The following is an 11,764-nucleotide window of genomic DNA, read 5'->3' as shown; positions in this document are numbered from 1 at the left end:
TGTTTAAAAAGAATGCTGAGGTAAATTTGAAAAATCTAATCTTGTTATTAATTAGCTGTTTTATCTTTTCAAAAGCGAGTTTTGCAGAGCCAGCTTGTCAGCCTAGGCAATATCATAGTCAGGCAAAAGTTAAACAGGTGATCGATGGTGATACCATCCAGTTGCAATCTGGTCAGCTTGTGCGTTTAATTGGGATTAATACCCCCGAGATTGATCATAAAAATGCAGATAAAACAGAGCCTTTTGCTGAACAAGCGAAACAATATGTTGAAGATTTGATTGGGCAAAGTCAGCAAATTAATCTAGTGTTAGATAAAGAACTTGTTGATCCGTATAACCGAATGTTAGCGCATATTTTTAATTTAAAAGGTGAAAATATCCAGCAAAAACTCGTTGCGAAAGGGTTTGCGGATGCTAGTGTATACGGTGAGAATACATTATTCTGGCAGTGCTATTACCATGCTGAACTTGCCGCCAGACAAGATAAACTTGGTATTTGGCAAACTGCTAACTATCAACCACGCCCAATCAGCCGTTTATATAAAAGTTATTCCTATCCTTACGAATGGCAAGGCAAGCTAGACAGAGTATTTGTTAAAAACGACACTTTATGGCTGGTATTGGGTAATAAGCTGTATGTTGGTGTAACAGAGCAGGATCAATATCAGGTATTTAATCAAATTGATTTTAAAAGTTTAATCGGCCAAACACTTTATATTAAAGCGCCGGTGTATTATCAGGATAAACACTGGCGGGCTGATTTAACTAAATTATGGCAACTAATTATCGATACAGATATTAACCCTAAACATTAACGGCTGGCTGCTTGGTATCTAAAAGCCGGTTAGCTGATAACAGGAGTTGGATATGACAGATTTTCGCCAAAAAGCACTTGATTATCACGCATTACCTAAACCCGGAAAAATTAGTATTGAATTAACTAAACCGGCAGAAACAGCTGCCGATTTATCTTTAGCTTATAGCCCGGGCGTAGCTGAGCCAGTCAGAGAAATTGCAGCCAATCCAGAAGAAGCTTACAAATATACCGGCAAAGGCAATTTAGTGGCGGTTATTTCTAACGGTACAGCTATTTTAGGGCTTGGAAACTTAGGGGCTTTAGCTTCAAAGCCTGTGATGGAAGGTAAAGCTTTGTTATTCAAACGCTTTGCCGGATTAGATGCGATTGATATTGAAGTTAAACACAGAACACCCGATGAGTTTATTAATACGGTTGCCAGTATTGCCGATACCTTTGGTGGCATTAATTTAGAAGATATCAAAGCGCCGGAATGTTTTGAAATAGAACAACAACTAATTGAAAGATGTAATGTGCCGGTATTCCATGACGATCAGCATGGCACTGCGATTGTCACTGCGGCTGCAATGCTTAATGCGCTGGAAGTACAGGATAAGCGAATTGAAGATGTTATTATTGTTTGCATGGGCGCAGGGGCTGCTGCGGTGGCTTGTATGGAGCTGTTAATTCGCTGCGGCGCGCAGCGCGAGCGAATTTATATGCTTGACCGAAAAGGAGTTATCCATACCCGACGGGAAGATTTATCCGAGCATAAAAAACTGTTTGCGAATAATACAGACAGACGAACTTTAGAAGATGCGCTGTCGTGTGCGGATGTATTTGTTGGGGTATCAGGTCCGGATGTATTGCCGCCACAAGCACTTAAATTAATGAAACCGAATCCAATTATTTTTGCCTGTTCAAATCCAGATCCTGAAATTAAACCTGAGCTAGCGCATGCTGTTCGCAGCGATATTATTATGGCTACTGGGCGAAGTGATTATCCTAATCAGGTTAATAACGTTTTATGTTTTCCATTTATTTTCAGAGGTGCATTAGATGTGCGTGCAACTGAAATTAATGATCAGATGAAAGTAGCTGCGGTTAATGCGATTCGAGATATTGCAAAATTAGACGTGCCAGAATCTGTTTTAAAAGCCAGTGGGGTGAATTCGCTCAAATTTGGTAAAGATTATATTATCCCCAAACCTATGGATCCTAGATTATTAAAAAGTGTTGCCAGAGCGGTCGCCGTAGCGGCAGTTGAATCTGGTGCAGCGCAAATTGAACTACCAGATAATTATATGTTGTGATTTGTCGTGATGATTGAGCACGACTATTTAGCTATCTTTATAACTTATAGTCTAAATTAAACGTTTTCCTTGTTCATATAGCCATCAGATATTAGAATATTAACCCTTTTCTGGCATGAGTTTTGAATTTTGGAGTAGTAATCAATGTCTGCAACTGAAAACCTAATAAGTTTGGCTAAATCTGTAAATGGGGTAAGTGTCAGCACGGCTGATGTATATTTTGGTGCTGAGCATCAGGCTTTGCCGCTGATTATGGTTGAAACAGAGCTTTGTAAAGCTGTGATTGCAGTGCAGGGCGCTCATGTAATTGAGTTCACTCCCGTTGATGAGGCGCCACTATTATGGGTTAGCCCAAAGGCTGAATATAAACAAGGTAAACCAATTCGTGGTGGTGTACCAGTTTGTTTTCCTTGGTTTGGTGAAAACCAGCTAGATAAAAGTAAACCAAGTCATGGTTTTGTTCGCAACTTTGACTGGCAAGTCAGCAATATTCAAACCTTAGCGGATCAATCTGTCGAGCTAACTTTTGCGTTTACCAGTACAGACGAAACCCTTAAATTATATCCGTATCATTTTACTGCGCAGTACACAGTGACGGTTGGTAAAACGCTTAAACTAGCATTACAGGTTAATAATACGGGTGATCAAACTATGCCTGTGAGTTTTGCTTTGCACAGTTATCATCCGGTACAAGAGCTTTCAACAACTTATGTTGATGGCTTACACTGGACTAGTTTCTTGGATAATACCAAAAAATATCAAGCACATATTCAACAAGGACCGGTTTATTTTGACGGTGAAGTTGACCGTATTTATTTAAATGTGCAAGAAGAGCAAATTATTCAAACAGAACCTGCGATTAAATTAGCTAGCCGCGAATGTAAAAGTGCGGTTGTTTGGAACCCAGGTTATAACAAAGCCGCTTCAATTGGCGATCTAGGTGGCGAGAACTATCAGGCATTTATTTGTGTTGAGCGCGGTAATGCTTTTTCAGATAGTTGGTATTTAGCGCCAAATGAACAAAGAAGCGCTGAGCTAGAAATTTCACACTATTAAAATCAGGTTAGTTAAATGCTTGCTGGACTGTTAATTGATCATGATGGAACTTTAGTTGATTCAGAGCCTTGCCAGTTCAAAATCTGGCAAAAAATTTTAACTGACTTTGGTATCGACTATCATTTTAACGACTTTATTCCGCGTATAGGTATTCCTGGTAATGTCACTGCGGGATATTTAGTCGGACATTATCAATTAGATATCAGTTCAGCAGAACTTGCTATGATAAAAGAGCAGGCAACTAATGATTTTTTATTAAATCAAAGCTTTCCACTGATGCCCGGTATCGCAGAATTGCTTAACTGGGCTAAAAGTAAGCAGCTAAAACTAGCGATAGTTTCTGGTGCTGAGCGAGCTAGCGTGTTACGTAGTTTAGCCCTAAACGAAATTGATCACATGATAGATTTAGTTGTGGCTGGTGATGATGTTGAACACTGTAAACCAGCGCCGGATGCTTATTTATCTGCGCTTGAGCAACTATCGTTAACACCAGAGCAAGTTGTTGCAATTGAAGATTCAGCCAGTGGCATTCAATCTGCAAAAGCGGCGGGGTTAACTTGTTTAGCGATTAAGCATAGTTTCACCACGCCGGATAAATTAACGTTAGCAGACCAAAGCTTTAGCCATCACTTAAATATTCTGCGCCATCTGGCACAACAATTTTAAGCACTTTCGTCTACTTTTCCCTGTATTGCCAACCATGAAATCAAAGCACAGCAAAAAATTGCCAGACTTGCAGGCCATAAAGTTTGGTTAAAACATAAGCTGGAAAGTGCACTGAGCGTTGCTCCACTGGCATATTGAGTAAACCCAAATACAGCAGAAGCCGATCCCGCATTTTGCTCAAAATAGTTTAAATAACAAGCTTGTGCATTTGGTCCTATACCACTGATTGCTCCAATGGCTAAAGCAAATCCAATCACTACCAAATAAATCTGTTGTGAGAAAAATGCTGCTGATAATAACAAACACAACCCGCCCAAGAGCTGCATGGCAAAAAATACTTTTAACAATGAATGAGGTTGATAACGGTTTAATAGCAGTGAATTTAACCGGTTAATGATAATAATCACCGCCACATTTAATGAAAATAACAAACTAAACTGAGCCGATGATAAATTAAAATATTCCATATAAATCAGAGGCGAGTTAGCTAAAAAAATCATCAACACTGAATAACCAAAAGCCTGCGCAAGTAAAAATTTAATCGCTTTTGGGTGACGGACAATTTGCCATAAAGATAACGCCTGAGTTCGATTTTGTTGCGACTTTTCCGGTTGTTTTAAAATCAGCTTAATGGCAATAATAATTAAAGTTGAAAAGAACGCCAGAAAAATAAAAATACCGTGCCAATTGGTCAAGGTTAAAATTAATGTGCCTAAACTGGGCGCTAAAGCCGGTGCAAGCATCATCATTAAAGCAATAAAAGAAAACAACTTAGCGGCTTGGGCACCAGCAACATGATCCCGAATAATTGCTGGTACACATACCGCAGCAACCCCACCGCCTAACGCTTGAATAATCCGGTATAACCAAAGTAATTCAATACTTTGCGCACTGGCTAACAGGCAAGATGCCAGTGCAAAAATACTTAACCCGCTGATGATCACTTTTCGCCTGCCGTATTTATCTGACAACGGCCCGCCAATTAACTGGCCAAAAGCCAAACCTAAAACATATAAACTCACGGTTAAGCTCACCAGCTCCGAATCGGCTTTTAAATCTGACGCGATATTAGTCACAGCGGGAAGGTAAGTGTCTATTGCTAATGGAGAAATAGCAAAAATGCAGGCTAATAAAATTGTGAGTTTTAATGAAATTGGTTTAGGCATTAAACCTCCAGTTATCTTTCTGGAAAGATAGTATCTGGGTTTTATCTTTCTAGCAAGATAAATTAAGTTGGTATAATATTCATAAATATATCTATAAATTAGTGGAATATCTGCTCTTGTTGAGTGTCAGCAATAAATGAAAAGTGAGTGGTTTAATGCTTAATAATGATTTAAACAAATTTTTCGATGACATAAATAAAAACTGGCCCGAGCTAACAAGTTCAACCAATCCAGAAATTATCAAATTATATAAGATCGTTGAGCTATCACATAAAAACTTAGAACTATTTTTACGAGATTTTGGTTTATCACCTTCAGAGTTTAGTTTATTGAGTACATTACGTCGATGTGGTCATCCATTCCAGCTAACACCTACGGAGCTATCTCAGTCAATGATTTTTAGTTCTGGCGGAATGTCTAAGTTGCTAGTGCGCTTAAGTCAGAAAAAAATGATTAAGCGTTCTGTTAACTCAAAAGATAAACGTAGTCATTTGGTTACACTGACCCAGTCGGGAAAAGAAAAAATAGAAACTGTTATGCCTCAATTACATGCACTAGAATCTAATTATTTTGCAAGGTTCACATTGCAAGAAAAATCCAGTTTAAATATGTTATTAGACAAAATGCTAAATAATTTAACAAAAAAGACTATTTAGCAGCGTTGTAAATCAAAACTTAAACTTTGGTTTATTTCACTATGATTCAGCGCCAGCATAGTAAGACGGTCAATCCCCAGTGCAATACCAGCGCAATCAGGTAAACCGGCTTCGAGTGCAGCTAATAAGTTTTGATCTATTGGCTTTGCCTCTTTTCCATGACGAATACGTTGCTGATTATCTTGCTCAAAGCGCTTTTGTTGTTCGGCTGCATTGGTGAGTTCGTGAAAACCGTTAGCGAGCTCTATACCTTTAAAATACACCTCAAAACGTTCCGCAACTCTGATATCTTGCTGATTTATTTTTGCTAAGCTAGCTTGAGCCTTAGGAAAATGATAGATAAAACAAGGTACTGTTTGGCCTATCTTTGGCTCAACAAAATCTGCAAAAATCCATTGCAATAAATCTGTTTCATTATCTAGCTGAGCGGCTATATCGGTTTGATTATGCGCTGCTAAAAAAGTTTGTAGGGCTTTAACCGAGGTATTAAGTGGATCTATCTTGGTAAATTGCAAAAATGCTTGCTGGTAACTCAAACGCTCGCAGCGGCCACAATTTATAATTAAATCCAGCAGTTGCTCTGTTTCATCGATTAAATCAAAATGATTAAATCCCATTCTGTACCATTCCAACATGGTGAATTCTGGATTATGGTAGCGGCCGGACTCATCGTTTCTAAATGCTTTACAAATTTGATAAATACACCCAGAGCCTGCGGCAATTAGCCGTTTCATTGCATATTCTGGAGAGGTTTGCAGATATAGCTCAATGCCTTGGTGAAAACCCGGGCCATAAAATTGGCAGGTTAAATTCTCAAGGTGTAAATCAGTAACACCTGCACTAGCTAATAGTGGGGTTTCTACTTCCAGCACATTACGTTGTTCAAAAAAATGACGAATTTTTTTTATGATTTCAGCACGTTGTTTTAATGCTTGAATAGACGCACTTGGCTGCCAGTTTTGCATAAAATGATGAGGTTTGGTTAGTTAAGAGATTAATTAAGGTAGGAAAGGTAACAGATAAAATGCTAAAGCATAGCTCTGTTACCTGAGTTATTTGGCGTAATTATTTTACGCGAGATACATATTCGCCAGAGCGGGTATCTACTTTGATAACTTCACCAATTTGCACAAATAAAGGGACACGTACAACTGCGCCTGTGCTTAATGTTGCTGGTTTGCCACCTGTACCCGCGGTGTCACCTTTTAAACCCGGATCAGTTTCTGTGATCTCTAATTCAACAAAGTTAGGTGGCGTGACTGCAATTGGGTTGCCGTCCCACAGTGTTAAAGTACAAACGTCTTGCTCTACTAACCATTTTTCATTGTCACCTAAAGCTTTTGCATCGGCAGCAATTTGTTCAAATGTTTCGTTGTTCATAAAGTGCCAGAATTCGCCGTCGTTATATAAATAAGACAGTTCATAATCCATAACTTCTGCTTTTTCAACGGTTTCGCCAGATTTGAATGTTTTTTCTAATACTTTACCGGAAATCAGTTTACGAATTCTAACACGATTAAAAGCCTGACCTTTACCTGGTTTAACAAATTCGTTTTCTAAAATGGCGCAAGGCTCGCCATCTAACATGATTTTTAAGCCACCTTTAAATTCGTTGGTGCTAACTGTTGCCATGAGTTCCTCATCTATTCTTATGCAGAAAATTAATCGCTGAATTTTACCGCATATTCTGTCATAAAAAAGTAGTTTTTAACAAAAAAGCAGATTTAAACGGATAAAGCCGTTTTTAACTAAGCCAATGGCTAATCAATGCTAGTTGTTATAAGCAGTTGGGATTAAGTTAAGGTAGAATAGCGCTATTATTTTAATGAGTTATAAGTTCAGATGTTTGAATATGAATCTTGCTGGCAAAAAGAGTTAGCAAAAACCATAACCGATCCAGCCCAATTATTAGCTTTGTTAAATATTCAACCGGAACAATATCAGGCTGGTTTTGCGGCGCGAAAATTATTCCCGTTAAGAGTGCCAAGACCTTTTATTGGTAAGATGGAGCAAGGCAATATTGATGATCCTTTACTCAAACAGGTTTTAACATCTGAACTGGAGTTTGAAGAAAAAGCTGGGTTTGTTGCTGATCCGCTGGCTGAGCACGAGTCAGTTATACCGGGCGTTTTGCATAAATATAAAAGCCGGGTGCTGTTAATGGTTAAAACTGGTTGTGCAATTAATTGCCGCTATTGTTTTCGTCGCCATTTTCCTTATCAGGAAAACAGCTTAAATAAACAAAACTGGTCGCAGGTCATTGAGTATTTACAACAAGATACCGCAATTAATGAGGTTGTATTAAGTGGTGGCGACCCATTAATGGCAACCGATAAACATTTAATTGAGCTATTGAGGTTAATTGAAACGGTTACGCATATTAAAAGAGTGCGTTTTCATACTCGTTTACCTGTGGTGATCCCGCAGCGGATTACGCCAGAGTTAACCCAAGCTATATTAGCAAGCAGGTTAAAACCTGTGATTGTTTTACATATAAATCACGGTAATGAAATTGACGATTTGTTAATCCAACATTTGAGTTTATGGCGGGATAATAAAATAACCTTGTTAAATCAATCTGTTTTACTTAAAGGGGTTAATGATTCGGTCTCGGTTTTAGTTGACCTGAGCGAAAAATTATTTGCGGCAGGCATTTTGCCTTATTACATCCATTTATTAGATAAAGTTGCAGGTGCGGCACATTTTTATCGCCCAGACAGTGAATTAGCTCAATTACAGCAAGGATTATTAGCCGAGTTACCCGGATTTTTAGTGCCAAAATGGGCTAGAGAAGAGGCGGGGCTTTTAAGTAAAAGCCCCGTAGTTCTAAGTTAAATATTTATAGGCTTGTATTTAAATTAAACCAATAAATAATTGAGGGGTGCCAAGGCTAAAATTATTTTTGAAATAAAAATAAGAGGGGGTTAGCTTGGCCCTTCATCAAGTTAAACCTTGATGTTGATGTTTTGACCAACTGCCAAATCTGCGGAACGAGGGGGTGTTGCCTCAGCAGATTGCAACAATTCTAAAGCAGCTTTCCCTTCTGTTTCTTGTTGCGACTTAGCTAACTTAGCTGCGCGTAATTCTGCGCTGCTGTTATCTACAGTTGACGTTTGACCTAAACCAGCTGAACTTACGTCCATCAGTACCTCCAATACAACATCTGAGCAAGATTGCTCTGGTAAAACGAGAGCAGAATTACCCTCAATAAAATGTATCGGCCTTTTTTGTGAACTCTTTAGCATTTTTTAATGTTTTTTTAGCGTTTTTTATCAGGGCAAATAACCGTTATAATTGGCTTGTTTATAGCTCGAAATAGGATAAGTTTTGCAAAATTTAATAGATACAATTCGACAAAATATTGTACAGGCCAGAATTCAGGCAATTGAATGCGATAAAATTTTAGAGGCATTAAAACAACAGGGAAAAGGTAAATTTAGTACGATTTTTAGTGACGGGTTTGTCACCCGATCCAGTCAATTTGTACCTTATGTCGATGAGGTTGCGTCAGACTTTTATGATTTAATTGATAAAGGCCAAACTGAAATTCCGCAGCAAAGCGTGGTTCAATTAGTTAAACAGTTAGAAATGATTTTTACTACTCAGGCAAAATTTATGGATGCGATCTCAGAGCAAGATCAGCCATTACATTAATTGCCTTTACCCCTTTACCGATAAAACGAGCGCTACACGGTTAAATGGAACCGCGTAGCGTTAATGTTTTATTGCTATTTATATTGATTTAGCTCTATCTTAGGTGAAGCAATTATCGTTTAACGCCAGATACCCGACACCAATCGCCTTCAATTGCAACTGGGTCTAAATCAAACCATTTGCTATAAACCTGACAGATTTCTTCAGCCTGACTTTCTAATAAACCCGACAGCGCTAATCTGCCTTGTGGTTTTACATAAGCTTCGATAATTTCAGCCAGCTCTTTAAGCGGGCCGGATAAAATATTCGCAACCACAATATCTGCCTGATAGTCTGGTTGATCTTGTGGCAGGTATAAATCGAGTTTATCGGCAACACCGTTGCGCTCTGCATTGGCTTGTGAGGCTTGAATTGCTTGCGGATCTATATCAATCCCAATGGCTTTTTCAACACCTAATTTTAGCGCTGCCACTGCTAAAATACCTGAGCCACAACCAAAATCGACTAAAGTTTGGCCTGCGGTTACATGCTGATCTAGCCACTTTAAACATAACGAGGTGGTTGGGTGAGTACCTGTGCCAAACGCTAAACCGGGATCTAAAATAACATTCACCGCGTCTTGATCCGGAATATCGCACCAGCTTGGGCAAATCCAAAGTTTTGGGCCAAATTGAATGGGTTTAAAGCTGTCCATCCATTCTCTGATCCAGTCTTTGTCTTCTAATTGTTCAACTTTATATTGACCATCTTGCCCAAATGGGAAAGTTTTGAGCTGTTCAATAATTTGCTCAGGATCAATTTCAGCATCAAATAAACCCATGGCTATGGTTTCATCCCATAATAAAAAATCACCCGGTTTAGGCTCATAAATTGGGGTGTCTTTTGCATCTAAAAAAGTGACGGAAAATGCACCTAGCTCCATCATTTCGTCAGAAATCAGGTCTGCATTTTGTTTGTTGGTTGTGTATCTAATTTGAATCCAAGGCATGAGGGTACTCAGTTATTGAAATTTAAGAACAAGTGTAAAACACAAATAAAAAAGCCGAAACTGATTCCGGCTTTTTTGTTGCTTATGGCGTAGTTAATTCACTCAGGTTGAGTTTAAATTAATGACCGCCAATGCCTAACTTTTTCTCTAAATAGTGGATGTTTGTGCCACCATTTTGGAAGTTTTCGTCTTTTAAGATTTCTTTATGCAACGGAATATTCGTTTTAATCCCTTCAATTACTAATTCGTTTAAGGCATTTTGCATACGTGCAATAGCAATACCACGGTTTTCACCGTAAGTAATGAGTTTACCTATCATTGAATCATAATTTGGTGGGACAGAATAACCAGCATAAATGTGAGAATCCCAACGAACGCCTAAACCACCCGGTGCATGGAAACGGTTGATTTTGCCCGGACAAGGCATAAAAGTATCTGGATCTTCAGCATTAATACGACACTCAATGGCATGACCGTGTAACTTAATGTCTTCTTGTGCAATTGATAGTGGTTGACCCGCTGCAATTTTTAGCTGCTCTTTAATTAAGTCAGCACCAGAAATCATCTCAGTAACCGGATGTTCTACCTGAATACGGGTGTTCATTTCAATAAAGTAGAATTCACCGTTTTCAAATAAAAATTCAAACGTACCAGCACCACGATAGCCAATTTCGATACAAGCGCGGCGACATCTATCACCAATGTAGCGACGCATTTCTTCAGTAATGCCCGGAGCGGGTGCTTCTTCAACTACTTTTTGGTGACGACGCTGCATTGAACAGTCGCGTTCACCTAAATGAATTGCATTGCCTTGGCCGTCAGATAATACCTGAACCTCAACGTGACGTGGGTTTTCAAGGAATTTTTCCATGTAAACAACGTCATTATTAAAGGCTGCACCAGCTTCTTGTTTTGTTAACTCAATTGATTTAAGTAACTCGCCTTCACTGCGAACGACACGCATACCACGGCCACCACCGCCACCGGCGGCTTTAATTATAACCGGATAACCGATACGTTTAGCAATTTGAATATTCTTTTGGCCATCATCGCCTAAAGGGCCGTCAGAACCCGGTACACATGGTACGCCCGCTTTTTTCATCGCATTAATTGCTGATACTTTATCACCCATTAAGCGAATAGAGTCAGCCGTTGGGCCGATGAAAATAAATCCGCTTTGTTCTACCTGCTCAGCAAAACCTGCATTTTCAGATAAAAAGCCATAACCTGGGTGAATTGCAACAGAATCTGTTACTTCAGCAGCGGCGATAATTCGTGGAATATTTAAGTAGCTTTCAGTTGCTGGCGCTTTACCAATACAGATAGTTTCATCTGCTAATAAAACGTGCTTTAACTCTTTGTCTGCAACAGAGTGTACCGCAACTGTTTTAATGCCGAGTTCTTTACACGCGCGTAAAATACGCAGTGCAATTTCACCCCGGTTAGCAATCAGTACTTTGTCTAACATA

General features: G+C 39.0%; 13 protein-coding genes. 7 read left to right on the top strand and 6 right to left on the bottom strand.

Annotated elements, in window-relative coordinates:
- Positions 1–26 precede the first annotated feature (26 nt).
- The 4 genes from N7931_RS11825 to N7931_RS11810 all read left to right on the top strand — a co-directional run bounded on the left by N7931_RS11825 (position 27) and on the right by N7931_RS11810 (position 3,831).
- Positions 27–815: a thermonuclease family protein gene (locus N7931_RS11825; protein ID WP_262794303.1), complete on the top strand. Its 789-nt coding sequence runs from the start codon at positions 27–29 to the stop codon at positions 813–815.
- A gap of 52 nt (positions 816–867) precedes the next feature.
- Positions 868–2,109: a malic enzyme-like NAD(P)-binding protein gene (locus tag N7931_RS11820; protein ID WP_262794302.1), complete on the top strand. Its 1,242-nt coding sequence runs from the start codon at positions 868–870 to the stop codon at positions 2,107–2,109.
- Between the two features lie 144 nt (positions 2,110–2,253).
- A complete protein-coding gene (locus tag N7931_RS11815; protein WP_262794300.1) occupies positions 2,254–3,165 on the top strand; it encodes a D-hexose-6-phosphate mutarotase in 912 nt (303 codons plus the stop codon).
- Between the two features lie 15 nt (positions 3,166–3,180).
- Complete coding sequence (locus N7931_RS11810; RefSeq protein ID WP_262794299.1) at positions 3,181–3,831, top strand: HAD family hydrolase; 651 nt, start codon at positions 3,181–3,183, stop codon at positions 3,829–3,831.
- Here the strand turns inward: N7931_RS11810 and N7931_RS11805 are convergent.
- Positions 3,828–4,997: a multidrug effflux MFS transporter gene (locus N7931_RS11805; RefSeq protein WP_262794298.1), complete on the bottom strand. Its 1,170-nt coding sequence runs from the start codon at positions 4,995–4,997 to the stop codon at positions 3,828–3,830. The genes N7931_RS11810 and N7931_RS11805 overlap by 4 nt on opposite strands.
- Before the next feature lie 155 nt (positions 4,998–5,152).
- On the opposite strand from N7931_RS11805, the gene N7931_RS11800 reads away from it, so the two are divergent.
- Positions 5,153–5,653, top strand: coding sequence for a MarR family winged helix-turn-helix transcriptional regulator (locus tag N7931_RS11800; protein WP_262794296.1), 501 nt, complete (start codon positions 5,153–5,155; stop codon positions 5,651–5,653).
- On the opposite strand, the gene epmA is transcribed toward N7931_RS11800, so the two are convergent.
- Complete coding sequence (gene epmA, locus N7931_RS11795; protein WP_262794295.1) at positions 5,650–6,618, bottom strand: elongation factor P--(R)-beta-lysine ligase; 969 nt, start codon at positions 6,616–6,618, stop codon at positions 5,650–5,652. The genes N7931_RS11800 and epmA overlap by 4 nt on opposite strands.
- A gap of 100 nt (positions 6,619–6,718) precedes the next feature.
- Positions 6,719–7,285 carry an elongation factor P gene (gene efp / locus N7931_RS11790; protein WP_262794294.1) on the bottom strand — a complete coding sequence of 189 codons (567 nt, stop codon included), beginning with the start codon at positions 7,283–7,285 and terminating at the stop codon, positions 6,719–6,721.
- 210 nt (positions 7,286–7,495) lie between these two features.
- Between efp and epmB the strand changes: the two genes are divergently transcribed.
- Positions 7,496–8,488, top strand: coding sequence for an EF-P beta-lysylation protein EpmB (gene epmB, locus N7931_RS11785; RefSeq protein ID WP_262794292.1), 993 nt, complete (start codon positions 7,496–7,498; stop codon positions 8,486–8,488).
- A gap of 110 nt (positions 8,489–8,598) precedes the next feature.
- On the opposite strand, the gene N7931_RS11780 is transcribed toward epmB, so the two are convergent.
- Positions 8,599–8,796, bottom strand: coding sequence for a hypothetical protein (locus tag N7931_RS11780; RefSeq protein WP_262794291.1), 198 nt, complete (start codon positions 8,794–8,796; stop codon positions 8,599–8,601).
- Between the two features lie 184 nt (positions 8,797–8,980).
- Between N7931_RS11780 and N7931_RS11775 the strand changes: the two genes are divergently transcribed.
- Entirely contained in the window at positions 8,981–9,307 is a 327-nt protein-coding gene (locus tag N7931_RS11775; RefSeq protein WP_262794290.1) for a hypothetical protein, read from the top strand.
- A 112-nt stretch (positions 9,308–9,419) separates the two neighbouring features.
- On the opposite strand, the gene prmA is transcribed toward N7931_RS11775, so the two are convergent.
- Together prmA and accC are read right to left on the bottom strand one after the other, a co-directional pair.
- Positions 9,420–10,295 (bottom strand): 50S ribosomal protein L11 methyltransferase, encoded by an 876-nt coding sequence (gene prmA / locus N7931_RS11770; protein WP_262794289.1) that lies wholly within the window; start codon positions 10,293–10,295, stop codon positions 9,420–9,422.
- A 118-nt stretch (positions 10,296–10,413) separates the two neighbouring features.
- Positions 10,414–11,763, bottom strand: a complete 1,350-nt coding sequence (accC, locus tag N7931_RS11765) for an acetyl-CoA carboxylase biotin carboxylase subunit (RefSeq protein ID WP_262794287.1) — start codon at positions 11,761–11,763, stop codon at positions 10,414–10,416.
- Position 11,764 lies beyond the last annotated feature (1 nt).

Source organism: Catenovulum sp. 2E275, from assembly GCF_025515275.1.
Taxonomy (GTDB): domain Bacteria; phylum Pseudomonadota; class Gammaproteobacteria; order Enterobacterales; family Alteromonadaceae; genus Catenovulum.
Note: the sequence above shows the minus strand (reverse complement) of the source record. Positions and strands in the feature narration are given on the sequence as shown.

Bases quoted from the DNA above. Each gene is read 5' to 3' on its own strand.
- N7931_RS11820 (WP_262794302.1), top strand. From the start codon at position 868: ATGACAGATTTTCGCCAAAAAGCACTTGATTATCACGCATTACCTAAA.
- N7931_RS11815 (WP_262794300.1), top strand. From the start codon at position 2,254: ATGTCTGCAACTGAAAACCTAATAAGTTTGGCTAAATCTGTAAATGGG.
- N7931_RS11810 (WP_262794299.1), top strand. From the start codon at position 3,181: ATGCTTGCTGGACTGTTAATTGATCATGATGGAACTTTAGTTGATTCA.
- N7931_RS11805 (WP_262794298.1), bottom strand. From the start codon at position 4,997: ATGCCTAAACCAATTTCATTAAAACTCACAATTTTATTAGCCTGCATT.
- N7931_RS11800 (WP_262794296.1), top strand. From the start codon at position 5,153: ATGCTTAATAATGATTTAAACAAATTTTTCGATGACATAAATAAAAAC.
- epmA (WP_262794295.1), bottom strand. From the start codon at position 6,618: ATGCAAAACTGGCAGCCAAGTGCGTCTATTCAAGCATTAAAACAACGT.
- efp (WP_262794294.1), bottom strand. From the start codon at position 7,285: ATGGCAACAGTTAGCACCAACGAATTTAAAGGTGGCTTAAAAATCATG.
- epmB (WP_262794292.1), top strand. From the start codon at position 7,496: ATGTTTGAATATGAATCTTGCTGGCAAAAAGAGTTAGCAAAAACCATA.
- N7931_RS11780 (WP_262794291.1), bottom strand. From the start codon at position 8,796: ATGGACGTAAGTTCAGCTGGTTTAGGTCAAACGTCAACTGTAGATAAC.
- prmA (WP_262794289.1), bottom strand. From the start codon at position 10,295: ATGCCTTGGATTCAAATTAGATACACAACCAACAAACAAAATGCAGAC.
- accC (WP_262794287.1), bottom strand. From the start codon at position 11,763: ATGTTAGACAAAGTACTGATTGCTAACCGGGGTGAAATTGCACTGCGT.